Annotated in this window: 21 protein-coding genes; 18 read left to right on the forward strand and 3 right to left on the reverse strand. The window is 72.0% G+C overall.

Annotation, left to right across the window (positions count from 1 at the left end):
• Nucleotides 1–125 precede the first annotated feature (125 nt).
• The 6 genes from ABZ956_RS12105 to ABZ956_RS12130 all read left to right on the forward strand — a co-directional run bounded on the left by ABZ956_RS12105 (nt 126) and on the right by ABZ956_RS12130 (nt 7,405).
• Complete coding sequence (locus ABZ956_RS12105; RefSeq protein WP_361890859.1) at nt 126–1,016, forward strand: xanthine dehydrogenase family protein subunit M; 891 nt, start codon at nt 126–128, stop codon at nt 1,014–1,016.
• A complete protein-coding gene (locus ABZ956_RS12110; RefSeq protein ID WP_361890862.1) occupies nt 1,007–1,501 on the forward strand; it encodes a (2Fe-2S)-binding protein in 495 nt (164 codons plus the stop codon). Before ABZ956_RS12105 ends, ABZ956_RS12110 begins: the two co-directional genes overlap by 10 nt.
• Nucleotides 1,498–3,894, forward strand: a complete 2,397-nt coding sequence (gene pucD / locus ABZ956_RS12115; RefSeq protein WP_361890865.1) for a xanthine dehydrogenase subunit D — start codon at nt 1,498–1,500, stop codon at nt 3,892–3,894. The genes ABZ956_RS12110 and pucD overlap by 4 nt, the downstream gene beginning before the upstream one ends.
• A 75-nt stretch (nt 3,895–3,969) precedes the next feature.
• A complete protein-coding gene (locus tag ABZ956_RS12120) occupies nt 3,970–5,430 on the forward strand; it encodes an NCS2 family permease (RefSeq protein WP_361890868.1) in 1,461 nt (486 codons plus the stop codon).
• A 24-nt stretch (nt 5,431–5,454) separates the two neighbouring features.
• Nucleotides 5,455–6,597 (forward strand): XdhC/CoxI family protein, encoded by a 1,143-nt coding sequence (locus tag ABZ956_RS12125; RefSeq protein WP_361890871.1) that lies wholly within the window; start codon nt 5,455–5,457, stop codon nt 6,595–6,597.
• A gap of 46 nt (nt 6,598–6,643) precedes the next feature.
• Nucleotides 6,644–7,405, forward strand: coding sequence for a hypothetical protein (locus ABZ956_RS12130; protein ID WP_361890874.1), 762 nt, complete (start codon nt 6,644–6,646; stop codon nt 7,403–7,405).
• A 61-nt stretch (nt 7,406–7,466) separates the two neighbouring features.
• On the opposite strand, the gene ABZ956_RS12135 is transcribed toward ABZ956_RS12130, so the two are convergent.
• On the reverse strand, nt 7,467–11,420 hold the full coding sequence (locus ABZ956_RS12135; protein ID WP_361890877.1) for a GDSL-type esterase/lipase family protein: 3,954 nt from the start codon (nt 11,418–11,420) through the stop codon (nt 7,467–7,469).
• Between the two features lie 504 nt (nt 11,421–11,924).
• Between ABZ956_RS12135 and ABZ956_RS12140 the strand changes: the two genes are divergently transcribed.
• The gene (locus ABZ956_RS12140) at nt 11,925–12,731 is read left to right on the forward strand and encodes an MgtC/SapB family protein (protein WP_361890880.1); all 807 of its coding nucleotides are present in this window, start codon (nt 11,925–11,927) and stop codon (nt 12,729–12,731) included.
• A 21-nt stretch (nt 12,732–12,752) separates the two neighbouring features.
• On the opposite strand, the gene ABZ956_RS12145 is transcribed toward ABZ956_RS12140, so the two are convergent.
• Both ABZ956_RS12145 and ABZ956_RS12150 read right to left on the reverse strand, forming a co-directional pair.
• A complete protein-coding gene (locus tag ABZ956_RS12145) occupies nt 12,753–13,187 on the reverse strand; it encodes a PPOX class F420-dependent oxidoreductase (RefSeq protein WP_361891446.1) in 435 nt (144 codons plus the stop codon).
• 26 nt (nt 13,188–13,213) lie between these two features.
• Nucleotides 13,214–13,741, reverse strand: coding sequence for a PadR family transcriptional regulator (locus ABZ956_RS12150; protein ID WP_361891449.1), 528 nt, complete (start codon nt 13,739–13,741; stop codon nt 13,214–13,216).
• Nucleotides 13,742–13,879: 138 nt separating this feature from the next.
• Between ABZ956_RS12150 and ABZ956_RS12155 the strand changes: the two genes are divergently transcribed.
• The 11 genes from ABZ956_RS12155 to ABZ956_RS12205 all read left to right on the forward strand — a co-directional run bounded on the left by ABZ956_RS12155 (nt 13,880) and on the right by ABZ956_RS12205 (nt 25,597).
• The gene (locus ABZ956_RS12155; RefSeq protein WP_361890883.1) at nt 13,880–15,124 is read left to right on the forward strand and encodes an MFS transporter; all 1,245 of its coding nucleotides are present in this window, start codon (nt 13,880–13,882) and stop codon (nt 15,122–15,124) included.
• 226 nt (nt 15,125–15,350) lie between these two features.
• The gene (locus tag ABZ956_RS12160; RefSeq protein WP_361890886.1) at nt 15,351–16,010 is read left to right on the forward strand and encodes a ScbR family autoregulator-binding transcription factor; all 660 of its coding nucleotides are present in this window, start codon (nt 15,351–15,353) and stop codon (nt 16,008–16,010) included.
• Nucleotides 16,011–16,670: 660 nt separating this feature from the next.
• Nucleotides 16,671–17,708: a ketoacyl-ACP synthase III family protein gene (locus tag ABZ956_RS12165; protein WP_361890889.1), complete on the forward strand. Its 1,038-nt coding sequence runs from the start codon at nt 16,671–16,673 to the stop codon at nt 17,706–17,708.
• A 15-nt stretch (nt 17,709–17,723) separates the two neighbouring features.
• On the forward strand, nt 17,724–18,707 hold the full coding sequence (locus ABZ956_RS12170) for a ketoacyl-ACP synthase III (protein WP_361890892.1): 984 nt from the start codon (nt 17,724–17,726) through the stop codon (nt 18,705–18,707).
• A 44-nt stretch (nt 18,708–18,751) separates the two neighbouring features.
• Nucleotides 18,752–19,489 carry an SDR family NAD(P)-dependent oxidoreductase gene (locus ABZ956_RS12175; protein WP_361890895.1) on the forward strand — a complete coding sequence of 246 codons (738 nt, stop codon included), beginning with the start codon at nt 18,752–18,754 and terminating at the stop codon, nt 19,487–19,489.
• Between the two features lie 80 nt (nt 19,490–19,569).
• Nucleotides 19,570–20,325, forward strand: a complete 756-nt coding sequence (locus ABZ956_RS12180) for an enoyl-CoA hydratase-related protein (protein ID WP_361891451.1) — start codon at nt 19,570–19,572, stop codon at nt 20,323–20,325.
• 61 nt (nt 20,326–20,386) lie between these two features.
• Nucleotides 20,387–21,439 (forward strand): 2OG-Fe(II) oxygenase family protein, encoded by a 1,053-nt coding sequence (locus tag ABZ956_RS12185; RefSeq protein ID WP_361890898.1) that lies wholly within the window; start codon nt 20,387–20,389, stop codon nt 21,437–21,439.
• On the forward strand, nt 21,436–22,461 hold the full coding sequence (locus ABZ956_RS12190; protein ID WP_361890901.1) for a DMT family transporter: 1,026 nt from the start codon (nt 21,436–21,438) through the stop codon (nt 22,459–22,461). The genes ABZ956_RS12185 and ABZ956_RS12190 overlap by 4 nt, the downstream gene beginning before the upstream one ends.
• A complete protein-coding gene (gene thyX, locus ABZ956_RS12195) occupies nt 22,458–23,222 on the forward strand; it encodes an FAD-dependent thymidylate synthase (RefSeq protein WP_361890904.1) in 765 nt (254 codons plus the stop codon). Before ABZ956_RS12190 ends, thyX begins: the two co-directional genes overlap by 4 nt.
• A 98-nt stretch (nt 23,223–23,320) precedes the next feature.
• A complete protein-coding gene (locus ABZ956_RS12200; protein WP_361890906.1) occupies nt 23,321–23,920 on the forward strand; it encodes a TIGR00730 family Rossman fold protein in 600 nt (199 codons plus the stop codon).
• Nucleotides 23,921–23,938: 18 nt separating this feature from the next.
• Complete coding sequence (locus ABZ956_RS12205) at nt 23,939–25,597, forward strand: AMP-binding protein (protein WP_361890909.1); 1,659 nt, start codon at nt 23,939–23,941, stop codon at nt 25,595–25,597.
• Nucleotides 25,598–25,714: the final 117 nt, after the last annotated feature.

Here is a 25,714-nt window from a genome sequence, read left to right on the forward strand (position 1 = left end):
CGCTTCATGTTTTCGGTGACTGCACCGGCGGGTCCGTCCGTCGCTCTACTGGGCCCACGCCGCGAGAAACCGTCTCGGAACCGCCAGGAACGACCCGCCGCAGCCCCCCTCGAGAAGAGACATTCATGGACTTCCTGCGCCCCGCCAGCTGGGAGGAGGCTCTGGCCGCGAAGGCCGAGCACCCCTCGGCCGTGCCCATCGCGGGCGGCACGGACGTGATGGTCGAGATCAACTTCGATCACCGCCGGCCGGAGTACCTGCTGGACCTCAACCGCATCGGCGAACTCCACGAGTGGCAGACAGGCGAACACGACGTCCGCCTCGGCGCCGCCGTCCCGTACACCCGCATCCTCGAGCACCTGCGCACCGAGCTGCCCGCGCTCGCGCTGGCCGCCCACACCGTCGGCTCCCCGCAGATCCGCAACCGCGGCAGCGTCGGCGGCAACCTCGGCGCCGCCTCCCCGGCCGGGGACAGCCACCCGGCGCTGCTGGCGGCGGGCGCCGAGGTGGAGGCCGCCTCCGTGCGCGGCACCCGGCTCATCCCGGTCGAGGAGTTCTACACCGGCGTCAAGCGCAACGCGCTCGCGCCCGACGAGCTGATCAGGGCCGTGCGCATCCGCAAGGCCACCGGACCGCAGCAGTTCTCCAAGGTCGGCACCCGCAACGCCATGGTCATCGCCGTGTGCGCCTTCGGTATCGCCCTGCACCCCGGCAGCCGCACCGTGCGCACCGGCATCGGCTCGGCCGCGCCCACGCCCGTACGGGCCCGCGTGGCGGAGGAGTTCCTCGGCGCCGCGCTGGCGGACGCCGGACTGTGGGATTCGGGCCGGCCCCTCGCGCCGTCCGTGGCGGGGGAGTTCGGCCGGCTGGCGGCCGGCGCCTGCAGTCCCATCGACGACGTACGCGGCAGCGCCGCCTATCGCAGGCGCGCGGTCGCCGTCATGGCCCGCCGCACGCTGGGCTGGGTCTGGGACGCCTACCGGGGAAGCGAAGGGAGGGGAGTACGGTGCGCGTGAACTTCACCGTCAACGGCAAGCCCCAGGAGGCCGACGACGTATGGGAGGGCGAGAGCCTGCTGTACGTCCTGCGCGAGCGCGTCGGCCTGCCGGGCTCCAAGAACGCCTGCGAGCAGGGCGAGTGCGGCTCCTGCACCGTCCGCCTCGACGACGTCCCGGTCTGCGCGTGCCTGGTGGCGGCGGGGCAGGTCGAGGGCCGCGAGGTGGTCACCGTCGAGGGGCTCGCCGGCCGCGCCGGGGCGCAGGAGGGTCAACTGGCCCCGGTCCAGCAGGCGTTCGTCGACGCCGGCGCCGTCCAGTGCGGCTTCTGCACCCCCGGCCTCCTCGTCGCCACCGACGAGCTGCTGGAGCGCAACCCCGGCCCCTCCGACGCCGACATCCGCGAGGCCCTCTCGGGCAACCTGTGCCGGTGTACGGGCTACGAGAAGATCCTCGACGCCGTGCGCCTGGCCGCGGCCCGCGCCGCCGAGGCGGGCCGGCGATGAGCGAGGTGACACGTACCCCCACCGCCCTCACCCAGGGCAGCCGCACCCGGGGCGGCATCGGCGAGTCCACCTTGCGCCCGGACGGCACCCTCAAAGTCACGGGAGAGTTCGCCTACGCCTCCGACCTGTGGCACGAGGACATGCTGTGGGGCTTCACCCTCCGCAGCCCCCACGCCCACGCGCGGATCCGCTCCGTCGACGTCTCCGCCGCGCTCGCCACGGCGGGCGTGCACGCCGTCATGACGCACGAGGACCTCCCGGCCGCGACCCGCTACGGGCTGGAGATCGAGGACACCCCCGTCCTCGCCGACGGCGTCGTGCGCCACCACGGCGAAGCGGTGGCCCTCGTCGCCGCCGACCACCCCGAGACGGCCCGCCGCGCCGCCGCCAAGATCAAGGTCGACTACGAGCCCCTGCCCGTCGTCACCGACGAGGAGAGCGCCACCGCCCCCGGCGCCCCGGTGCTCCACCCCGGCCGCACCGATGACCACGCCCCCCACGTGCCGCATCCCAACATCGTCCACCGCCAGCCCATCGTGCGCGGCGACGTGACCGCCGCCCGGGCCCGTGCCGACGTCGTGGTCAGCGGCGAGTACACGGTGGGCATGCAGGACCAGGCATTCCTCGGCCCCGAGTCGGGCCTGGCCGTGCCCGCCGAGGACGGCGGCGTCGACCTCTACATCGCCACCCAGTGGCTGCACGCCGACCTGCGCCAGATCGCACCCGTCCTCGGCCTGCCCGAGGACAAGGTGCGCATGACCCTCTCCGGCGTCGGCGGCGCCTTCGGCGGCCGCGAGGACCTGTCGATGCAGGCCCACGCCTGCCTGCTCGCCCTGCGCACCGGGCGCCCCGTGAAGATCGTCTACAACCGCTTCGAGTCCTTCTTCGGACACGTCCACCGCCACCCCGCCCGGCTCCGCTACGAACACGGGGCCACCCGCGACGGCAAGCTGGCCTACATGACGTGCCGCATCGTCCTGGACGGCGGCGCCTACGCCTCCTCCTCACCGGCCGTCGTCGGCAACGCCGCCTCGCTCTCCGCCGGCCCGTACGTCGTCGACGACGTCGACATCGAGGCGCTCGCGCTCTACACCAACAACCCGCCCTGCGGCGCGATGCGCGGCTTCGGCGCCGTCCAGGCGTGCTTCGCCTACGAGGCCCAGATGGACAAGCTGGCCGCCGCCCTGGAGATGGACCCGGTGGAGTTCCGCCGGCTCAACGCCATGTCCCAGGGCTCGACCATGCCCACCGGACAGGTCGTCGACTCGCCCGCGCCCGTCGCCGAACTCCTGCGCCGCGTCAAGGCGATGCCGATGCCGCCGCAGCGGCAGTGGGAGAGCGCCGGCGGCCCGCCCGACCTCCGCGCGCTGCCGGGCGGGCTGTCCAACACCACCCACGGCGAGGGCGTGGTCCGGGGCGTCGGGTACGCCGTCGGCATCAAGAACGTCGGCTTCTCCGAGGGCTTCGACGACTACTCCACCGCCCGCGTCCGGCTGGAGGCGGTGGCCGGCGAGCCCGTCGCCACCGTCCACACCGCGATGGCGGAGGTCGGTCAGGGCGGCGTCACCGTGCACGCCCAGATCGCCCGCACCGAGCTGGGCGTCGCCCAAGTCACCATCCACCCCGCCGACACCCGCGTCGGCTCCGCCGGCTCCACCTCCGCCTCCCGCCAGACCTACGTCACCGGCGGCGCCGTCAGATGCGCCTGCGAGGCCGTGCGGGAGCGGGTGCTGGAGCGCGGCCGGGCCAAGTTCGGCACGTACCACCCGGCGTGGGCCTCTGCCGAACTCCTGCTGGAGGGCGGCAAGATCGTCACCGACGGGGGCGAGGTCCTCGCCGGCCTCGCGGACGTCCTCGAGGACGAGGCCGTCGACGTCGAGCTGGAGTGGCGGCACCGCCCCACCGAGCCCTTCGACCGGCGCACCGGCCAGGGCTTCGGGCACGTCCAGTACTCCTTCGCCGCCCACCGCGCGGTCGTCGAGGTCGACACCGAACTGGGCCTGGTCAAGGTCGTCGAGCTGGCCTGCGCCCAGGACGTCGGCAAGGCCCTCAACCCGCTGTCCGTCGTCGGCCAGATCCAGGGCGGCAGCACCCAGGGCCTGGGCCTCGCGGTCATGGAGGAGATCGTCGTCGACCCGGCGACCGCGAAGGTCCGCAACCCCTCCTTCACCGACTACCTCATCCCCACCATCCTCGACACCCCCGCCCAACCCGTCGACGTGCTCGAACTCGCCGACGACCACGCCCCGTACGGTCTGCGCGGCGTCGGCGAGGCACCCACGCTCTCCTCGACCCCCGCCGTCGTGGCGGCCATCCGCCAGGCCACCGGCCTGGCCCTGGACCGGGTCCCGGTCCGCCCGGAACACCTCACGGGCACCCAGAGCGTCTCCTGAAGCACCCTCACTCCTCCTCCGCCTCGGGCCGTCCCCCGGGTCGCGCAGCCCCCACCGCAACCTGGAGTTGGCACCATGACCCATACATCCGTGCGGCCGGGGAACCCGGCGCACGGCACGGGCGACGGCCCGTGTCCGCCCGCCGCACTCTCCCGGCTCGACCGGTACTTCCACATCACCGACCGGGGCTCGACCGTCGCACGCGAAGTACGCGGCGGCATCACCACCTTCATGGCGATGAGCTACATCCTGCTGCTCAACCCGCTGATCCTGGCCGGCCCCGACGTGGAGCGGCACACCCTCGGCCGGGCCGGGCTGATCACCGCCACCGCCTGCGCCGCGGCGGCCTGCACGCTGCTGATGGGGCTGGTCGGCAAGGTGCCGCTCGCGCTCGCGGCCGGGCTGGGCGTCTCGGGGGTGGTCTCCACCCAGGTCGCGCCCCACATGACCTGGCCCCAGGCGATGGGCATGTGTGTGATCTACGGTGTGGTGATCATGCTGTTGGTGCTCACCGGGCTGCGCGAGCGCGTCATGAACGCCATCCCGGTCGAGCTGAAGCACGCCATCACCATGGGCATCGGCATGTTCATCGCCCTGATCGGGCTGGTGAAGGCCGGCTTCGTGCACGCCTCGAAGGCCGGCGGCCCGGTCACGCTGGGCCCGGCCGGCGAGCTGGCCGGCTGGCCCGTGCTGCTGTTCTGCGTGACGCTGCTGCTGATCTTCATGCTGCAGGCGCGCGAGGTGCCCGGGGCGATCCTCATCGGCATCGTCGTGGGCACCGTGCTCGCGGTCGTCGTCAACGCCGTCGCCGGCCCGAACCCCCGCAGCTGGCAGAACGGCGCCCCCGAACTGAAGGGCGGCGCCGTCTCCCTGCCCGACTTCTCGCTCTTCGGGAAGGTGGAGTTCGGCGGCTGGGACGCGGTGGGCGGAGTGACCGTCGGCATGATCGTCTTCACGCTGGTGCTGGCCGGCTTCTTCGACGCCATGGCCACCATCATCGGCGTGGGCACCGAGGCCGGCCTCGCAGACGAGCGGGGCCGGATGCCCGGACTGAGCAGGGCCCTGCTCGTCGACGGCGCGGGCGGCGCCATCGGCGGCGCGGCGGGGGCGTCGGGACAGACGGTCTTCATCGAGTCCGCGACGGGGGTGGGCGAGGGCGCCCGCACCGGACTGTCCTCCGTCGTCACCGGGCTGTTCTTCGCCGCCTGCCTGTTCTTCACCCCGCTCACCCGCATCGTCCCCGGCGAGATCGCGGCCGCGGCCCTGGTGGTGATCGGCGCCATGATGATGAGCCACGCCCGGCACATCGACTGGACGGACCGCGCGGTCGCCATCCCGGTGTTCCTCACCGTGGTGCTGATGCCGTTCACCTACTCGATCACGGTGGGCGTCGGCGGCGGCGTCATCGCCTACACGGTCATCAAGGCCGGACAGGGCAGGTGGCGCGAGCCGGGCGCCTTCATGTGGGTCCTGAGCGTGGTCTTCGCCGGCTACTTCGCCCTGCACCCCATCGAGCACTGGCTCGGTGTGAAGTGACACACGAGTGAGGGGAGCGCTGCTGTGCTGGACATCGCCGGAGAACTGCACCACTGGTGCGCGCAAGGACGTGACTTCGCGGTGGCCACCGTGGTGGCTGTGCGGGGCAGCGCGCCCCGTCAGGTGGGCGCGGCGCTGGCCGTCGACGCGGCCGGCAGGGCGATCGGCTCGGTCTCCGGCGGCTGCGTGGAGGGCGCGGTGTACGAGCTGTGCCGCGAGGCCCTCGCGAGCGGCGAGCCGGTGCTGGAACGCTTCGGCTACTCCGACGAGGACGCCTTCGCGGCCGGTCTGACGTGCGGCGGCGTCATCGACGTGCTGGTGATGCCGGTACGGGCCCGGGCACCCGGGCGCCCCGTGCTGGCCGCGGCGTCGGCCGCCGCCGCGCGCGGGGAGGCGGCGGCGCTCGCCCGCGTGGTGACCGGGCCGCCCGGCACCACCGGCCGCGCCCTGCTCGTCCGCGCCGACGGCACCGCCACCGGCGGCCTCGGCGCCGGCGCGGCCCTGGACCGCCGCGCCGCGGCCGAGGCGGCCGCCCTGCTGGACGCGGGCCGCACCGCCACCGTGGAGCTGGGGGCGGACGGCGCGCGGTGCGGCGAGCCAGTGGTGCTGCTGGTCGAATGCAGCGTGCCACCGCCCCGCATGATCGTCTTCGGGGCCGTCGACTTCGCCGCGGCGCTGGTGCGGGCCGGGTCCTTCCTCGGCCACCACGTCACGGTCTGCGACGCCCGGCCGGTCTTCGCCACCGCCGCCCGCTTCCCCACGGCGGACTCGGTCGTCGTGGACTGGCCGCACCGCTACCTCGACTCCCAGAACCTCGACGCCCGTACAGTCCTGTGCGTGCTGACCCACGACGCCAAGTTCGACGTGCCGCTGCTGAAGCGGGCCCTGGCCCTGCCGGTGGCGTACGTCGGGGCGATGGGCTCGCGCCGCACGCACGAGGACCGGCTGGCGCGCCTGCGGGAGGCGGGGGTGACGCAGGAGCAACTGGCCCGGCTGCACTCCCCGATCGGCCTGGACCTCGGGGCCCGGACACCGGAGGAGACGGCGCTGTCCATCGCCGCCGAGATCGTCGCGGTCCGCCGCGGCGGCTCGGGCCTGCCGCTGACGGCCGTCTCGACACCGATCCATCGCCGGGCGGGGACGGCGCTGGTGGGGGCCAGGGTGTGAGGCGACGGCCGTTGTCCGCGGGGCCGGGGCGACCTAGCGTGGCGGCATGTACCGACGAGATCTCTCCCGACCCGTCCGGGCGGCACTGACCGCCGCCACGGCCCTGGTTCTCTGTGTGGGTTGCGCGAGCGGGCCGGAGACGACGAACGCCCGCGAGGAGGCCACATCGCCGGCGGCGGCCGCGGCACGGGCCGCGGGCGGGAAGGAGAGCGCGGCGACCGCGGGGGACCTCAGGCGACAGGCCAGGGGCCTGACCTCCTACCAGGAGGCCGAGCGGGACCTGTGCGAGGCGGGTGAGGAGGGCTCGTTCAACCAGGGGCGCGACGCGTACCGGTTCCGCTGCGTCCGTACGCTCCTGCTGTACTTCGGGGCGGACGGCGGCGTCGAGGACCGCATCCGGGAGGTGGACGCGGCCGTCAAGGACGTCGTGAGGAAGCGGACCGGGGACGCGCCGCGCACGGACCTGCCGACCGAGACGGCGGAGGCGGCCCTGCGGTTCTACGCGAGGGGCGGGGAGGGTTCGGCGCCGACGCTGACCTACCGGTGGTCCGTCGGGGGCGGCGCGCAGAACGCGTTCACGGCACGGGTGGACTGGGAGGACGCGCTCAAGGACAAGCACGGCTTCACCCTGTCCGACCCGGAGAACCGGCTCTGCGACACCAGCGGCGTCGGGTCCCGCGCACAGCGCACGGCCGTGCAGAAGTGCCGGACCGTGGACCAGAAGGCCGAGGTGGCGAAGATCCGGGAGCGGCACCGCCAGGTGTTCCGGGTGACCCTGGAGGACACCTACTACGAGCTCGGCTGGTGACAGCACGGTGGGGCAGACGCGAGCCGCGCCTGCCCCACCGTGGGGTTCATCGCCCGGACCGTCAGCGCATGGTCTTCAGCGTGGCCTCGAGGGAGTCGGCGTAGTTCCGCGCTCCCTCGATCTTCGGGTGGAAGGACTGCGCCGAGATGCCGAAGTCCAGCGGACCCCAGCTCTTCATCGGCTTGTCGCCCGGGGTCAGGTCCGTGACGATGCCGTGGATCGTCTCCGGGCTGCCGCAGATGGCCTTGTTCGTGAAGAACTCCTTGGGGTTGGAGAACGTCACCTTGCCCTTGGACGCCTTGGCAGCCGCCAGCATGTTCTCCGACAGGTGGTCGGCGATGCCGTTCAGCCACATGGACTCGGACGTGCTGATGCCCACGGTCGGGGACAGGATGCCCAGGTTCAGGCACTTGGCGTTGTTCGACAGCAGAGGCGGATAGCCCATCAGGACGATCCTGGCCTTGGGGGCCTTCTCGGCGATCCTGTCGAGCGTCTCGGTGATCGCCGGGCGCACCTTGTCCGTGATCAGGGCCCGCTCGTCCTTGTCCTGCGTCTCACAGGTCGCGGACTTGAAGCACTCCTGGAACACCTTGGTGAACTCGGAGTCGTTGCCGCCGATCGAAATGGTGACGAGGGTGGTGTTGTTGTCCAGGTAGCCCTGGTCGAGCTGCGGGAGCTCCCCGTACTGGCCCTCCTTGGTGATGTTGTACGTCCTCGCTCCCGAGCAGGCGATCATGTGGTAATCCATGTCGCTGTCGCGCAGGTCGGCGTCGTTGCCGATGGACGCGTTGGCGCCCGGCAGCCTGGCCTGGCGGGACCAGGCGTACTTGGACCGGTGGCAGGCCGCCCGCAGGTTGCCGTTCTTGCCGTTGTTGTCGGTCTCGGGGTAGTAGTCGCCGCCCCCGGACTTGGACGCGCCCTCGCCGGAGGAGTACGAGTCACCCATCGCGACGATGAAGTTCTTCGGCTTGCCGGGCAGCTTCTGGAAGCCGACGGCGTCCCAGGCGATGTCCTCGGTGCTGTCGCCGTCCTGGGTGCCGGTGGAGAGCGAGACCTTCGGGGTGCCGGTCATCTCGAACACGCCGAGGTCGACCCAGCGGTTCTCGCCGGTGCGCTGCTGCGCGACCCGGTGGACGGGCTTGCCGTTGCCGGTGTCGATCAGGTACTTGGCCTGGCGGGTGTGCGCGCCGTGGTCGGGCATGTGCACCATGACGCGGGTCCAGCCGTTGATGGCCTGGTTCAGCTTCCAGGTGCCGGTGATCTTCCACTGGTCATTGCCGGGCACGTCCAGCCGGGTGTGGCTGAAGTAGAAGTGGCCACCGAGGCCCGCGGCCAGCTGGTGTGTGTCGATCTTCGACGGGTAGGTGCCGTCACCGCGGCTGCCGAAGTCGAAGGAGAAGGTGCCGTTCGAGAACGTGCTGCCGCACCGGGTGCTCGGGGTGCCGTTCGGGACGTTGTCGACGATCAGCGTGTCGTGCATGCTGGGCTGCTCGACGGTGCACTGCGGCGGGTAGGCGTCCCCGTCCGCCTCCTCCTTGTATGTGTCGTTGAAGCGCAGGATCTCGGTGCCGCACTGCGCCATGCGGCCGCAGTCCTTCCACTGGACCGGCTGGTTCCAGAAGCAGTGGAGGTCCTTGCGGGTGCAGGCGCCCTTGCCCTCGTCGTTCGAGTCGAGGTCGGCGATCTTGCTGGGGTCGCAGCTGTTGGCCGCGGTGCAGAAGAGGCTTTCCTTCGGCTTCACGGTGGTGCGGTCGGCGTTGGTGGTCCACCCGGCCGGCCGGAAGCCGCTGACCATCTTGCCCGGGGACTCCAGACCCTCCAGGGGATGGCCGGCCCAGCCCAGGACCTTCTCCTGGTAGGGCCAGTCCTGGGGGTGCTTGGCGTGGGAGTAGTCGTCCTTGCCGTTGGAGTTCTCCAGGAAGGGGGTGCGGTTGGCCTTCCACAGCGGGTTGGCGGGGTTGTTGGTGAAGCCGACGCCCCACACGCCCTTGTTCTTCGCCGCGTCTTCCTTCGGGTAGAAGCCGGCGTTGTACGCCCAGAGAGCGAAGAACCAGTTCTCGATGTACTTCGGGTCGCCGCCGTTGACGGTCATGCCCGCCGCACGGGTCTTGTTCCACTTCTCGATCAGGATGTTGACGCCCGCGGCGATGTTGGCCGTGTAGTCGAGGGCGATGGCTTCCTGCTTCAGCGGGGAGAGGGCCTTCTCGCCCTTCTTCTCGTGGCCGGCGATGCGCATGCCGTCGGTGACCTGGGTGATGCCGTAACCGCAGTCGGCCTCGTCCCAGTTGACCTTCCACGGGTCGGTCTGCTGGCCGTCGGAGGCGTAGCTGACGCCGTAGTAGTTACCGATCAGCGGGTTGGCGGAGACGCCCGGCACGGCCAGGCGGGTGGCCTGCCACATGTTGGACTCCTGCGCCGTGATGCCCAGCATCACCTGCGCCGGCACCCGGCCGCCGCCCTCCAGCGGGGTCAGCGGGAACAGGCTCTGCGGCTGGTAGGCACCCATGCCGAGGTTCTTCCAGTCCTCGGACCGGGAGATGTGCTTGTTCAGGTTGTTGGTGATGGCCTGGTCGACGGCCCACTCGACCTGGCGCGGCTTGGGCTGCATGGCCATCTTGCGGGGGTCGTTGCGCGGGACCGAGCAGTACCGCTCGGCCTCGACGACCTGGCCGGGGGACCCGGCGGCCACGGCGGCGCGCCCCTTCGCCGCCGGCTTGGCGCCGCCCTTGGCGCCGGTCAGCGCCGGGGACAGCTCACGGCCCTCCGCGGCGTGGGAGCCGGACGAGGTGGGGGGCACCTCGAACTGCGCGCTCCTGCCGGTGCCCAGGCTCTTCAGCTTGATCTTGGTGGTACGGGCGGTGAGGGCCTCCTCCGGACGGATCCGGGAGTCCTTGCCGTCGGCCCACGCCGTTTCGGTGACCATGCCCCGGCCGCGCACGGTCGGGTGGGAGTCCTTGGGCACCTCGGGGCGCTTGACCGTCGACGGAAGCTTGCCCGCCGCCGTGGTCTCGCCGGTGATGAAGACCGTGCCGCCGGGCGTCGAGGACAGATCCATCGCGGTGAGCTTGCCGGTGGCCAGGGTCGTGGCGCGGTTCTTGGCCGCGTCCGCCGTGGCTATCTCCCCCGCGGAGACCCGGTTGACCGCACCCTGCGGGACCGCGGTGCTCGCGGCGAGGCCCTTGGCGGCCTTCGCGGCGGGACGGTCCATGTAGACCAGGCCGCCGTCGGCGTCCGGCTTGAGCTGGAAGGGGATCCCGTTGGTCTTCACCACGGGGGTCCGCTTGCCGCTCTTGTCGTCGATCTTGACGACGCGGGCGGAGTCCGCCGCGAGGATCTTCCCGCCGGCCGCCGGAACGGCCGAGGTGACCTGGCCCTCGAGCTCGACGGGTGTGGCGGTGGCACCGGTCGCCGCGTCCACCTTCACCAGGCGGGTGGCGTTCTTGTCCTCACCGGCGTACTGCGAGAGCACCGCGCTCTCGCCGGTGCCGCAGCCGGGGCTGAAGTGGGCGAGGGATGCCTGCAGGCCCAGCTTGTTGACCGCGCCGGTGCCCAGGTCCACGATCGCCGTGAAGGCGCCGTGGTGCATCAGGTCGGCCTTGTTGGTGAACGTACGGGGCGCGTAGGCGACCACGGCGCGCTTGCCGGAACCGGTCACACAGGCGTTGCCGATCCAGGTGTCGGTGTCGAAGCCCGGCTCGGACAGGGTCGCGGCGGTGCGCCAGGTGAACCCGTCCTTCTCGTCGGCCACCAGCAGGTGGAAGCCGTCGCCGTCACCGGACGTCGTCCACGCGTGGTCGGTGGACTTCTTGTAGTCCTTGCCCAGGATGCCGGCGCGCTGGGACGGCTCGACCGTCAGGCCCGCCTTCCCCTTGGTGTCCGCCGACGGGACGGGGGACGGCGCGGGCTTGCCGTCGGCCGCCCAGGCGGCGGCGACGCTGCCCTGGGTCAGACCGGCGACCATCAGAGCGGCGGCCGCGGCCGCTATGGGCACCCGCGCTCTTCGTCGGAATCTCAACGATTCTCCTTTTTCGCAGGGTCGAACCGCGGTCGGCGCACGCCGGACGCGGAGAGCGGCCGCCCCCGACCGGGCCCGTGGCAACAGGAGGGTCACCGGGCCGGAGGGCGGCACAACGTGGGGTTCCGGGTGAGCTCGGGCAGTCGACGCCGGGACGGCGGAGGGCATCCGAGGGGACCGGGAACGGTGCTCCTACAGGGAAGTTAATCGGGCGTCATCGAACGCGGGCACAGCCATGAGCGGCACAAACATCCCGGTAGGGCGAGGAGTTGAAAAGTCTCGTACAGGTGTCCGTAGCAGTTTCATAAAGGGCACTTAAAGGCACAAGATCTTTCAGTCGACTTGGCCGAAAAGGGCAAGGAGTGGCGTTAAGTGATCCAGGAAGAGGAAGCTCCGGATCAGGCGCAGATGTGATGAGCTGGTACGCCCGCCGGTTCAGCACACGGCTGTGACCGGCCGATAGAGATCGGGACAGACGGTACGCACGAGGAGGGCGGAGACGGCATGGCGATGGTCCACGAGTGGCACATGGCGGCCAACATCGGAGCGGGGCTCGGCTTCGGCGCGATCATCGGGCTGGAGCGACAGTGGCGGGCCCGGATGGCCGGGCTGCGGACGAACGCGCTCGTGGCCGCCGGCTCCGCCCTCTTCGTCCTGCTGTCGACCTACGGCTTCGCCGACGCCACCAGTTCGACCGGCTACGACGGCTCGCGCGTCGCCGCGCAGATCGTCTCCGGCATCGGCTTCCTCGGCGCCGGCGTCATCATGCGCGACGGGCTGAGCGTACGGGGCCTGAACACCGCCGCGACCCTGTGGTGTTCGGCCGCCGTCGGAGCCCTCGCCGGAACCGGCCTGTATGTGATCGCCGCGCTCGGCACGGTCGGCGTCGTCGGCGCCAACACCCTGCTGCGCCCGCTGGCCCGGGGCCTGGACCGCGGACCGCACGGCGGTGCGGAGATCTCCACCGACTACCACTTCGAGGTGGTGTGCACCGAGCCCGAGGAGGCCCACGTGCGCACCCTGGTCGTCCAGGCCGTCACCCGCCCCGGCTTCCGGCTGCGCTCGGTGGACAGCCGTGACGCGGAGACCGCGGGCAAGGTGACGGTCTCGGCCGAGCTCACCACCGAGCGCCGCGACGACAGCCTCCTGGAGGAGGCCGTCAGCAGGCTCTCGCTGGAGCCCGCCGTCTCCGCCGTCGGATGGACCGTGCTGCACGGCCCGGACGACGACAACGGCGATGCGGACGACGGCTACGACTCCGGCCGCCGCCGGGGCAGGCGGCGGGTGCGGAACCTGTTCACCGGGCGGTGAGCCCCGCCGCCGGCACCGGGGTCAGTCGGCGATGCCGCGGAAGGAGATGACCCGCTCCACGGTGGCGCGCACCAGGTACTCGCCGGCCACGGAGTTGCGCTCGCCGTACGCCGCCGCCCGCTCGGTCCCCATGTACCGGCCGCCGATGCGGGTGGCCCAGGCGCGCAGCTCGCCCGGGTCGTCGGTGAAACGGGCCGTGCACTCCAGGGTGACGTAGCTGTAGGGCGGTTCCTGGTCGTCCACGCACAGGGCGAAACGCGGCTCGCGGCGCAGCGCCCGGTACTTCAGCGACTCGTGCCAGGTGGTGAAGACGACCTCGACGGTGCCGGGGCCGGCGGTGTCGTCGAGGAGGAACCACACCGGGGTGACGTGCGGGCGGCCGTCCTTGCGGGTGGTCGCCAGCTTGCCGGTCCGGGAGCCGGACACGACGAACGCCCGCCACTCGTCCTCGGTCATGGGTCGCACGGGTGTCTCCCTTCTGCCTAGCGGGCGCTCAGGTCCGCGATGGTCTCGTTCAGCCAGGTGAGTTCGGCCTCCGAGGTGGCCCTGGCGATGGTCAGGACGCCGCGCCGGAACGGGTCGTCGACGTCCTTGATGCTCAAGGGGCGGTCCCCGCTGTAGAAGAAGCTGCTCGGCTCCTGGAGGAAGGTCAGCCGCCGGCGCAGCACGTCCGCCTGCGCCTGCGGCTCCGGAAGGTGACGCAGGAAGGCGAGGAGGGTGAACCAGCGGTTCTCGTCGGTGATGAAGGGGTCGTCGGGTTTGCGGAGCAACTCCAGCAGCGTCTGCCGGCCCTGGTCGGTCAGGCTCAGCATGTGCCGGGGCGCGGCCGCCGCGCCGGGTTGTGACTCCCGTACCAGCAGGCCGGCCTTCTCCATGCGCTTGATGGCGGGGTACAGGGTGCCGTGGCTGATGGCGCGTACGTGGCCGGTCAGCCGGGCGATGCGGGTGCGCAGCTCGTAGCCGTGCAGCGGTTCTTCGTAGAGGAAGCCGAGGGTGGCGAGGTCCAACATGCTTGACATGGTCGGACAGCATAGGGCTAGAGTTGGGCATAGGTCGATACGACTCATGGCGTATACGACATACATAGATGACGATGCCTGGCCTGCTGCGTGTCTTCCATCCGCGGATCCGGGCAAGGAGGTACAGCCTTGTCGGCCTCATCCATGCCGCAAACCGCCGAGAGCGCGACCCGGGGAGGATTAGCCGCCCCGCCGCCGGCGCCCGCGGCGTTCCCTGTCGCGGCGCTGGCCGCACTCTCGCTCTCGGTGTTCGCCCTGTGCTCGGCCGAGTTCGCCCTCATCGGCCTGCTGCTCAACGTCTCGGAGGACCTGAACGTCTCGGTGGGCAGCGCGGGTCAGCTGCTGAGCGCCTACGCGATCGCGGTCGCGGTCGGCGGTCCGCTCGTGACCGTCGCGACCTCGCGCGTCGCACCCAAACTGCTCGCGCTGGTCCTGCTGCTGGTCTTCGCGGCGGCCAACGTCCTCGGCGCCCTCGCGCCGTCCTTCTCCCTGCTCATGGGCGCCCGCACGCTGGGCGCGCTGACCCACAGCACCTTCGCGGCGGTGTGCATCCTCATCGCCGTACGCCTCTCGCCCCCCGACCGTCGCGCGTCCGCCATCGCCTGGGTGGCGGGCGGCCTCGGCCTGGCCACCGTGCTGGGCGGGCCCATCGGCACCGCGATCGGCGAACAGTGGGGCTGGCGCGCCACGTTCTGGTGCGTGGCCGGTGCCGCGGTGGTGGGCTTCGCGGCCCTGTCCTTCCTGGTCCCCGGCCACCTGGACCGCGGTGAGAGCGAGTCCATGCGCAGCGAACTGGGCATCCTGCGCCGCCCGCAGGTGCTGTGGGCCCTGGCGGTCACCGCCGTCTCGCAGGCGGGCTGGTTCCTGCTCTACAGCTACATCTCGCCGCTGCTGCAGAACGTGACCGGCTTCGGCGCGGGAGTCGCCACCATCCTGCTCTTCGTCTTCGGCTTCGGCGGCTTCGTGGGCAACGCCCTGGGCGGCAAGCTGGCGGACCGGACCCTGCGCGGGACGCTCGCGAGCATGCTCGTCCTGCTGGCGGCCACGTTGCTGCTGCTCTCCTTCACGGCCGAGTCCCGGATCGTCGTGCCGGTCGCGGTCTTCCTCATCGGCCTGGCGTCCGGCGCCCTCGTGCCGCCGCTGCAGTCCTGGGTGCTCGGCGCGGCGGGCGGCGGATCGGCGCTGGCCCTGGCGGCCAACACCTCGGCCTTCAACCTCGGCAACGCCGTGGGCTCCTGGTCCGGCTCGCAGTTCCTGGACTCCGGTACCGACGTCACCTCGCTGGCCTGGATCGGGGCCGTGGTCGTGGTCGTCGCGCTCGCCGGCGCGTGGGTGGCCCTCGGCCGCCGGAAGCGGGAGACCACGGGCAGCTGAAAGACCGCGGGCCCGCGTGGGGACCCCCGCTCCGCGCAGGCCCGCTTCCCCGGCCGGCCGGCAGACGCCGGCCGGCCGGCTCGTGCGTTCCGGGCCCGGGCCGCGGTCCCTCACGGTTGACCGATTCGCAGGGGTCCGCCGCGCCGGACTCTTCTGAACAGGCCCACTGCTGGTGAAGAATGAGACCGATCGGTATGAGTTGTGGACCAACCCCCGAGGAGAACCTGTGCCGAAGCCGAAGCAGTTCCGGTCCGAGCAGACGCGCCAGGCGCTGATCCTGGCGGCCGCGGAGCTCTTCGATCGCTACGGCTACGGCGCGACCAGCGTGAGCGACATCCTGGAGCACGCGGCGTCCTCGAAAGGGGCGATGTACTTCCACTTCGCCGGCAAGGAGGAGCTGGCGTACGCGGTGGTGGAGGAGCAGCACCGGCTCTGGACGGCGGAGGCCGAGGTGCTGGCGAGCGCCCAGGGGTCGGGTCTTGAACTGATGCTGCAGCTGTCGCGGGATCTGGCCGAGCTCCTGCGCGTCAATGTGGTGGTGCGCGCCGGCATCCGGCTCACCTTCGAGAACGCGACGTACCGGGACCCGGTCCCCGGGATCTACGGGGACTGGGTCGGCGTCATCACCGGCCTGCTGGAGCGGGCCCGTGACCAGCGGGAGCTGCGGGCGGACGTCCAGCCGGACTTCCTCGCCAGGGTCTTCGTCAGCTCCTACACCGGGGTACGGGTGCTGTCCCAGGCGCTGGGAACGGAACTGGCCCCGCAGCTGGGCGAGATGTGGGAGGCGCTTCTTCCGTGCGCCGTGCACCCGCGCAAGCTCGCCCACTTCCGGGCGTACGCCAGGGCCCTGCACTGCGGGGGGGTCGCCGTCGCGCGACCGGTCTGACCGGCAGGCACGGGCGGGCGCCGTCTGGCGCCCGCATCAGGGGAGTTGCTGATCCTTACGCGCCAATTCTGCGTCAAAAACGTGGAGTTGGGTCTGTGGTGGACGACAGGACGCGGAATCGCGGTCTCGTCCGCCGGTGCGAACCAGGGCGCGTGGGGCAGTAACTCCCCTTTTTTCGCTGCGCCTTCAGTGATGTCCCCCGTTGCCGACATGGTCAGCCCTTCCTGAACGTGTATGTAGCAGCCAGATATTCGTACCACGCGGTCTTGCTTGGCGCCCAGATTCTTTGCTCGGTCTTGGTGATCCCCGAACGCCCCCTTCTCGCGCTGCCCATATATCCGCATTCGCGCGGATTGCTCCGGTGAGTACTCCGCTGTCGGACGGATGAAACAGGGGCAAACCGGGCCATGGATCGAATCGATCTATGTCTGTTGACAAGGACGATCGGTTTGGTTTTAGTTGGGGTCTGGCGGCGGCCGGATCCGGCACGGACCCGGCACCGAGGACGCACATGTCCCCCCGCACACAGCGGAGTTGAGGACGCGTCACCACGACGACTGCCCTACACCCCAGCTCACCCCCCACCCCGGCCATCCGGCGCCCCGGCCCAGGCGCGCCGGACGCCGCTGCGGTGCGGCCGGCCGAAGAGGAGCGAACACCGTGAGGTTCGGCAACGACTTACGCATCAGAGCGGTCGGTTCCTGGTTCCCCGATACCAGCGAAACCGCTGCTCAGGCCATGGAGGACGGCCGTCTGGACGAGGGCTCCGCCCGACGCGCCGGCATCAGCGCTCTACCGGTCTCCCACGTCCCGGCACCCGACATGGCGGTGCTGGCCGCACGCACTGCACTTGAACGCTCCGGCTGGCAGTCGAACGACATCGACCTGCTGATCCATACCTGGCTCTACTACCAGGGCCACGAACTCTGGTCGCCCCCGCACTACATCGCCCACCGGCTCGGCGCCACCTCCTGCCTGCCCCTGGCCATCCACCAGGGCTGCGACGGCGGGGCGCTCGCCCTCTACGACGCCGCCCTGCGGCTGCGGGCGGACCCCGGCGTCTCCAAGGCCCTGGTCACCTCCTCCGACCGCTTCGTGCCACCCGGCATCGACCGCTGGAACTCCTACCCCTCCATGGGACTCGGCGACGCCGCCGCCGCGATCCTGCTGCACCGGTCCACGTCAGGCGACGACGCGTTCATCCTGCCGGCGCTGAACACCGTCTCCGCCGTCGAGATGGAAGTCGTCCTGCGCGGACACGCCCCCCTCGCCGCCGCACCCCTGGAGGCCGGCGCGCCCGTCGACGCCGTGACCGCCGCCCGCCAGGCCACCGCCGACATGGGCAAGGGCGTCTTCGACGCCATCGCCCGCGAACGCATCCGCACCGTCCTGCAGAACACCCTGCGCGACGCCCTCGTCGAACCCGACGACCCGCGCCTGCGCTGCCTCGTGCTGCCCCGGGTCGGCGCGCGCACCCTCGACGCCCAGTACCTCCCCGTCCTCGAGGACGTTCTCAAGTGCGAGCAGCTGCGCTTCGACGACCGCACCGGCCACCTCGGCTGCAGCGACTGGGGAGCCGACCTCGACGAGCTGTACACCCGCCAGCTCCTCGCCCCCGGCGAGATGGCCGTCCTCATCGGCGCGGGCGGCGGCTTCACCTGGGTGTGCGCCCTCGTCCAGGCACCCGGCACCGACTAGCGAGAAGGCGAGAGAGTGAACACCGGACTGTTGTCCCTCGGCACCCACCTGCCCGAGAACGTCATCGACAACCACCGCATAGCCCAGTGGACCGGCGCCGAAGCCGAGTGGGTGACCGAGCGCACCGGCGTCCTGGAACGGCGCTACTGCGCCCCCGGCACCACCACCTCGGAGATCGCCTACCGGGCGGCGGCCCACGCCCTGGACGGACTGCCCCAGCTCGCCCAGCAGTTGCAGCACATCGTCGTGGCCACCTCCACGCCCGACCAGCCGCAGCCCTCCACGGCCGCCGTCCTCCAGGACCGGCTCGGACTGCCCGGCGTGCCCGCCTTCGACGTCAACGCGGTCTGCTCGGGCTTCCTCTACGGCCTGTCCATCGCCGACTCCCTGCTCGCCACCCGGACACCCGGACGCACCGCGCTGGTCGTGGGCGCCGACATCTACTCGACCATGATGGACCGGACCGACCGTCGGACGGTCAGTCTCTTCGGCGACGGAGCCGGGGCCGTGGTCCTGGGACCCGTACCCGAGGGATACGGCATCCGCCACGTCCACCTGACCGCCGACGGCGCCCACCGCGAGTACGTCGAGGTCGTCGCGGGCGGCACCCGTCAGCCGCTGGACGCCGGGGCCCGCGAGCGCGGCGAACACCTCTTCCGCATGCGGGGCCGCGAGGTGCGCGAGTACGCGATGCGCACCTTCCCCAAGGTCATCTCGGAGGCCCTCGCCGGAAGCGGCCTGCGGCTCGAGGACATCGGACGCTTCATCTTCCACCAGGCCAACACCCGCCTCATCGAGAGCTGTGTCCGCGAGATGGGCCTCGACCCCGCCCGGGTCCCGCTCACCGCCCCCTTCCTGGGCAACACCGCGGCCGCCTCCATCCCGCTCACCCTCCACCACGAGCACGCCCGCCGCCCCTTCGAGCGCGGTGAACACCTGCTGCTCGCCGCCGTGGGCGGCGGCATGACCGCCGGCGCCGCCGTCGTCACCTGGTACTGACCGCGTTCCGCGCACCCCACCGATCCCCAAGGAAGGAGACCAGCGTGCGACTCGCTGGACGAACAGCAGTGATCACCGGAGGCACCCGTGGCCTCGGGCGTGCCATCGCGGAGCGCTATCTGGACGAGGGCGCCAACGTGGTGGCCGCGGCACGCAGCCCCTACGACTTCAAGGAGGTGCTGGACCGGCACCCGGACCGGGCCCGCCTGGAGATCGTGGACGTCACCCGCGCCGACTCGCTGCGCACCCTGATGGCCTCGGCCCGCGCCTGCTTCGGAGGGGTCGACGTGGTCGTCGCCAACGCCGGGGTCAGCCGCGACGGCCGGGTCGAGAAGCTGTCCGAGGAACACTGGCAGGAGATGGTCGCCACCAACCTCACCGGCACCTTCCTCACCACCCAGGCGGCCGTGCCGGTGCTGAGCGAGCGCGGCGGCCGGATCATCAACGTCTCCTCCAGCATGGCGACGCGGGTCGCCGTGGGCGCCGCCGGCTACTGCGCGACCAAGGCTGCCATCGAGATGTTCACCAAGGTCTCCGCCATCGAACTCGCCCGCAAGGGCATCCTGGTCAACGCCCTCGCCCCGGGAATCATCGACGCGGGCATGGGCGAGGACCTCAAGAGCAACGACAAGGCATGGGAGACCTACCGCACCCGCTTCGCCCTCGGCCGGGCCGGGCGCGCCGAGGAGGTCGCGGACGCCGCGGTCTTCCTGGCCGACGAGGCCAGCTCCTACGTCAACGGCCATGTGCTCGAGGTCAACGGAGGTCTGCTGTGGGCGTGATCGCAGACCGTCAGCACCCGGCCGGCGCCGGGTCCGGGCAGCGGCGGCCCGCCTCCCGCGGTGAGGTCCGGCTCGAGACGCTGCCCGGCGCGGTGGCCGTCATCCGGCTCGACCGCCCCCCGCTCAACATCCTCGACCGCGACATGCAGGCACAGCTGCACCGCGCCGCCGACGAGGCCGCGGAACGCGACGACGTCCGGGCGGTCGTCCTTTACGGCGGTCCGCGGGCGTTCTCCGCCGGCGCCGACATCCGCGAGATGGCCGGCATGTCGCACCTGGCCATGTCACGCCACGCCCCCCTTCTCCAGGCGGCGTTCAACGCCGTGGCCGCCATCCCCAAGCCGGTGATCGCCGCCGTCAACGGACCGGCGCTGGGCGGCGGATGCGAGCTGGCCCTCACCGCCGACCACCGCGTCTGCGGCCGCGGCGCCCGGCTGGGACTGCCGGAGGTGCTGCTGGGCGTCATGCCCGGCGCGGGCGGCACCCAGCGGCTGCCGCGCCTGGTCGGGCCCGCCCGCGCCAAGGACCTGATGATGACCGGCCGGGTCGTCAGCGCGGCCGAGGCCCGCTCCATCGGCCTGGCCGACGAGGTCGTCACCGACTCCCAGGTACTGGAGACGGCCGTGGCCCGGGCCACGGCCCTGGCCAAGGGCCCCGCCGTCGCCCTCGCGGCCATCAAACAGGCCGTCGACCAGGGCGGCACGACCGACCTGGGAACGGGACTCGCCCTGGAGACCCGGCTGTTCTCCGCCCTGTTCGCCACCGACGACCGGACCGCCGGCATGCGGGGCTTCCTCGAGAACGGGCCCGGCCGCGCCGAGTTCACCGGCCGGTGACCGAGCCCGCAGCAGACCACCGCACGACCCCCGAGGACACCGAGGAACAAGGAGCCAAGAGGTGACGACGAGCACACCGCCGCGGTCCGCGGCCACGGACACCAGGCCCATCACCCTGGTCGACGGATACGTCCCCGTCATCGACATCTCCGGAGCCCGCCAGGGCGACCGGGACAGCCGCCTCAAGGTCGCCCGGACCATCGGCGACGTCTGTGAGACCAGCGGCTTCATGGCCATCGCCGGGCACGGGGTGTCCCCGACGGCCATCCGCGACGTCTACGAGGCCACACGGGCCTTCTTCGCCCTCCCCGACGCACACAAGCAGCGCCTCCTCGCCGATGAGGACGACCCGCTGATGCGGGGGTTCGGCCGCAAGGGCAACCTGGCCGCGGCCAACACCGGGGCGGACCCGGAACAGGCCCGCCGGCTCGCGGACCTGTCCGAGACCTACACCTACAACCGGCTCGGCGACCCGGGAGCCACCGGCATCCCCGCCGACGCCCCCGCCCGGCTGAGCCTGCCCAACAAATGGCCGGACCTGCCGGGATTCCGGGAGGCCTACACCGCCTACTACGCGGCCATGGAGGAGCTGGCCCAGGAGCTCATGCGCCTCTTCGCGCTGGCCCTGGACCTGCCCGAGCACTGGTTCGACGACAAGATCGACCGGCACATGACGAACCTGACGGCCAACTACTACCCCGGCCAGCAGCACCCGCCGGCCCCCGGCCAGCTGCGCAAGGGGGTCCACAGCGACTGGGGCAGCCTCACCATCCTGTACCAGGACGGCGCCCCCGGCGGCCTCCAGGTCCTCGGCAAGGACGGCCGCTGGGTGGACGTGCCGGCCATCGCCGGGACGTTCGTCATCAACATCGGCGACCTGATGGCCTTCTGGACCAACAACCGGTGGGTGAGCACCGTCCACCGCGTGGTCAACCCGCCGCGCGAAGTGGCCCTGCGCGAGCGCTACTCCGTACCGTTCTTCCTCCAGCCCAACTACGACGCCCCCATCGAGTGCATTCCCACCTGCACCGGGCCGGGCAACCCGCCGCGCCACCCCGCCACCACCTCCGGGGCCTATCTCACCGGCAAGCTCAGCGCCGCGTACGGGATATGAGCGCCGGCCCACAGCCGCGGGCCGGGGCACGCGGCCGGCCCCGGGGATGGGCGATCTGTGCCGCCACCGCCGCGGGGGCGGTGCTGGCCCTGCAGGCGTGGGTCAACGGCCGGCTGGGCGAGGCGGTGCACGACCCGGTGGCGGCGGCCGCCGTCTCCGACGGCCTCAGCTTCGCGGTGCTGGCACTCGGCTGCCCCTTCCTGCCGGGATTCCGCCGCGGCGCCGCCAGGCTGGCCCAGCGCACCGCGCCCGGACCCGCCCGGGGCGCCGCCCCGGCGCCGGTGCTGCGGCCCTGGCACTTCCTCGGCGGCATCGTCGGCGGCGTGGTGGTGCTCTCCCAGGCGACGAGCACCGCCGCACTGGGCGCGGCCCTCTACACGATCGCCCTGGTGGCGGGCCAGAGCCTGAGCGGGCTGTGGGTCGACCACCGCGGCGTCGGCCCGGGGGAGGCCACCAGGGCCGACGCCCGCCGCCTGGCCGGCGCCGCGCTCGCCCTGGCCGCCGTGGCCGTACCGCTCCTGGGCTCCCTCACCGCCCACACCCTCTGGCTGGCCCTGCTCCCGTTCGCGGCGGGCATCGGCCTGTCCTGGCAGATGGCCGTCAACGGCAGGCTCAACGCCGTGGCCGGCAGCCCCTATCCGTCCGTGGCGCTGAACTTCCTCCTCGGCGTCCTCGTCGTCGCGGCCGCCCTGGTCGTCGACCTCGCCGCGTCGGGAGCGCCGGCGCACTGGCCGCACGATGCCCTGCTCTACAGCGGCGGCCTGCTGGGCGTGGTCTTCGTGCTGGCCTCGGTGCTCCTGGTGCGGCACACCGGCGTCCTGGTCATGGGCCTGGCCATGACCGCCGGGCAGACCCTGGGCTCCCTCGCCCTGGACCTCGCCGCCGACGGCGGCGGGCGGACGGGCATCACCACGCTTCTGTCCTCCGCGGCGATCCTCGTCGCCGCCGTCCTCGCCGCCCGGCCGCCCGCCGCGCGACGAGCCGATCCACACACTCCCCTTCCCGAAAGGCAGTTGACATGACCCTCCAGATCAGTGAAGAGACGACGGCCGGCACCGCCCTCGCCGGGCGCCCGGACATCGAGCTCCGCAGCGACATCACCGTCGAGCTCGTGGACCACAGCGCCAGCGACCTCAGCGTGGTCCGCGCGGCACGCGTCTCCACCGCCGGCGAACGCGCCCAGCGCGAGGACAAGGGCGACGGCTACACCGAGGGCCTGATCAAGTACCTGATGCGCTGCCGCCACGGCAGCCCCTTCGAGCACAACTACATGACGTTCCTCGTCAGCGCCCCCATCTTCACGGTCCGGCACATGATGCGGCACCGCACCTGGTCCTTCAACGAGGAGAGCGCCCGCTACCGCGAGCTGGAGCCGGTCTTCTACGTCCCCGACGAGCAGCGCCTGCTGCGCCAGGAGGGCAAGCCGGGGCACTACCAGTACGTCCCCGGCGGGCCCGGCGACCTCGAAGACGTCGTCACCTCGGCCAGCGAGGTCTACCTGGCCGCCTACCGCGAGTACAGCCGGATGCTGGACTCCGGCATCGCCCGGGAGATCGCCCGCATGGTGCTCCCGGTGGCCACGTACTCCTCGGTCTACGCCACCTGCAACGCCCGTGCCCTCATGCACTTCCTCGGCCTGCGCACCAACCGCCCCGACTCCGCCTACCCGTCCTCCCCGCAGCGGGAGATCGAGCTGGTGGCCGAGGGCATGGAGGCCGAGTTCGCCCGTCTGATGCCCCTCACCCACGCGGCGTTCGAGTCCTACGGGCGCGTCAGCCCGTAACCCCGCACGCCCCCACGACGGCCGGCCGGGCAGCGTCTCCCCCTTCCGCCGCCCGGCCGGCGCCCCCTCCTCCCTCACCCAGACAGGTTGGATTCCACGTGCGCGTCACCATTTATGCGGGATCGTCGTCCGGCAACCGTCCGGCCTTCGCCCAGGAGGCGGCCGCCTTCGCCCGCCGGCTGGCCCAGGCCGGGGCGGACATCGTCTACGGCGGCGGAAGCGTCGGCCTCATGGGAGTGGTCGCCGACGCGGCCCTCGCGGCCGGCGGCAAGGTCATCGGCGTGATCCCGACGTCCCTGGCCGATGCGGAGGTCGCCCACACCTCGCTCACCGAACTGCACGTCGTCGACACGATGCAGGAACGCAAGCACATGATGGAGACCCTCGGCGACTGCTTCGTCGCGATGCCCGGCGGCGTGGGAACGCTGGAGGAGACCTTCGAGGTCTGGGCCGCGCTGGTCCTCGGCCACCACGGCAAACCCGTCACCCTCCTGAACACCGAGAACTACTGGAGCCGTCTGCTGTCGCTGGCGACGAAGGCCGCCCACTACGGCTTCATGAGCCCCCGCGAGAGCGCCTCGCTGCTGCCGGTGCGCGACGCCGACGAACTGCTCCAGCTGATGAACCACTGGACCCCGCCGCCCCCGCGCTGGCAGCGGCCCGCCGCCGTCCCCGCCGCCCTGACCGCCGCCGGCTGAGGGATAAGGAGAGCCGCCATGGAAGCCGAAGCCCTCATCGAGCAGCTCCTCGGCCAGGACTGCGAGACCGTCGTGGACATCGCCGGCCTGCTCTGCGACCGCCACCCGCGCGAGCGCCGGGCGCTGAGCGTCGTCCACCCGGACGGGGAGCGACTGCGGGTGGAGCACGTCACGTACGGCGAACTCGCCGACCGTTCACAGCACCTGGCCGGCGGCCTCGCCGGCCTGGGCATCGGCCCCGGGGACCACGTGGCCACCCTCATGGGCAAGTCCGCCGAACTCGTCGTGGTGCTGCTCGCCCTCTGGCGGCTCGGCGCCGTCCACGTCCCCCTGTTCACCGCCTTCGCGGACGCGGCCATCGCCGCCCGCACCACCACGGCCAGGGCCCTGGTGACCGACGCGGACCTGCTGGCCAAGCTGGACCCGCTGCGCGACGCCGCCGGCGCGACGCCCTGGACGGTGGTCGTCAACGGCGACGCGGCCACGGCGGCCCCGGCCACGGGCACCGCGCCGACGCTGCGCGCGCTGGAGGCCGAAGGAGCCGCCGCACCCCCGCCGGCCCGCGTCCGGCGGGCGAGCGACGCCCCCTTCCTCACCCTCTACACCTCCGGCACCACGGGCGCGCCCAAAGCGGTCCCCGTCCCCGCCCGGGCCCTCGCGGCGTTCGTCTCCTACCAGCACCACGCGCTGGACCACCGCGCGGACGACGTGTTCTGGAACATGAGCGACCCCGGCTGGGGATACGGCCTCTACCAGGCCGTCATCGGACCGCTGGCCCTGGGCCGCCACACCCTGCTGCTCGCGTCCGGGTTCGACGCCGCCCTGACCCTGCGCGTCCTGGCCGAGCTGAAGGTCACCAACTTCGCGGCCGCGCCCACCGTCTACCGCGCCCTGCGCAATCACGACGGCCCCTTCAGCCGCCCGGCCGCCCTGCGCTGCTGTTCGGCCGCCGGTGAACCCCTGAACCCGGACCTGCCGCGCTGGGCGGAGGAACACCTGGGCGCGACCATCCACGACCACTACGGCCAGACCGAACTGGGCATGGTCCTCGGCACCGCCTGGCACCCCGGCCACCGTGCGGCACCCGTCCCCGGCCGCATGGGCCCGGCCCTGCCCGGCTGGACCCTGGCCGTGATCGACGAGAGCACCCACCGGCCGCTGCCCGCCGGGACGGTGGGCTGCCTCGCCGTCGACGTGCCGCGCAGCCCCCTGATGTGGTTCACCCACTACCTCGGGGGCCGGCCGCGGACCTCCGGGCGGTTCAGCCCGGACGGCCGGTGGTTCCTCACCGGCGACCTGGCGAGCGCCGACGACCAGGGCCGGTTCGCCTTCGCGGGCCGTGACGACGACGTCATCATCATGGCCGGCTACCGCATCGGCCCGGTGGACGTGGAGAACGCCCTCCTGGAGCACCCGGCCGTCGCCGAGGCCGCCGTCACCGCCGTCGACGACGATCTGCGCGGCGAGGTACTGGAGGCGTTCGTCGTCCTCACCCCCGCCTCCATCCCCGGCGACGACCTGGCCGACGCCCTCCGCCTCCACGTCAAGCACCGCCTCGCCGCCCACCTCTACCCCCGTGCCGTGCACTTCCGGCACTGCCTGCCCAGGACGGAGAGCGGAAAGGTGAAGCGGAAGCAGCTCCGCCACGAGCGCGAGCGGGAACTCGCGACGGTGTGACGGCCTCCCGGCAGGCACCCACGGTGAAGGCCGGGTGACCCGGCGTCGCTTCGATGAATCTTCACATGTGGGTGTGACCGGCGGTACGGGCCGCCGTGGGGCCCTCGGTATGCCGGT

The sequence above is a fragment of the Streptomyces sp. NPDC046261 genome (assembly GCF_040646235.1).
Classification (GTDB): Bacteria; Actinomycetota; Actinomycetes; order Streptomycetales; family Streptomycetaceae; genus Streptomyces.

Coding starts and splice junctions, on each gene's coding strand:
- ABZ956_RS12105 (WP_361890859.1), top strand. CDS start 126: ATGGACTTCCTGCGCCCCGCCAGCTGGGAGGAGGCTCTGGCCGCGAAG.
- pucD (WP_361890865.1), top strand. CDS start 1,498: ATGAGCGAGGTGACACGTACCCCCACCGCCCTCACCCAGGGCAGCCGC.
- ABZ956_RS12120 (WP_361890868.1), top strand. CDS start 3,970: ATGACCCATACATCCGTGCGGCCGGGGAACCCGGCGCACGGCACGGGC.
- ABZ956_RS12130 (WP_361890874.1), top strand. CDS start 6,644: ATGTACCGACGAGATCTCTCCCGACCCGTCCGGGCGGCACTGACCGCC.
- ABZ956_RS12140 (WP_361890880.1), top strand. CDS start 11,925: ATGGCGATGGTCCACGAGTGGCACATGGCGGCCAACATCGGAGCGGGG.
- ABZ956_RS12145 (WP_361891446.1), bottom strand. CDS start 13,187: ATGACCGAGGACGAGTGGCGGGCGTTCGTCGTGTCCGGCTCCCGGACC.
- ABZ956_RS12150 (WP_361891449.1), bottom strand. CDS start 13,741: ATGTTGGACCTCGCCACCCTCGGCTTCCTCTACGAAGAACCGCTGCAC.
- ABZ956_RS12190 (WP_361890901.1), top strand. CDS start 21,436: ATGAGCGCCGGCCCACAGCCGCGGGCCGGGGCACGCGGCCGGCCCCGG.
- thyX (WP_361890904.1), top strand. CDS start 22,458: ATGACCCTCCAGATCAGTGAAGAGACGACGGCCGGCACCGCCCTCGCC.
- ABZ956_RS12205 (WP_361890909.1), top strand. CDS start 23,939: ATGGAAGCCGAAGCCCTCATCGAGCAGCTCCTCGGCCAGGACTGCGAG.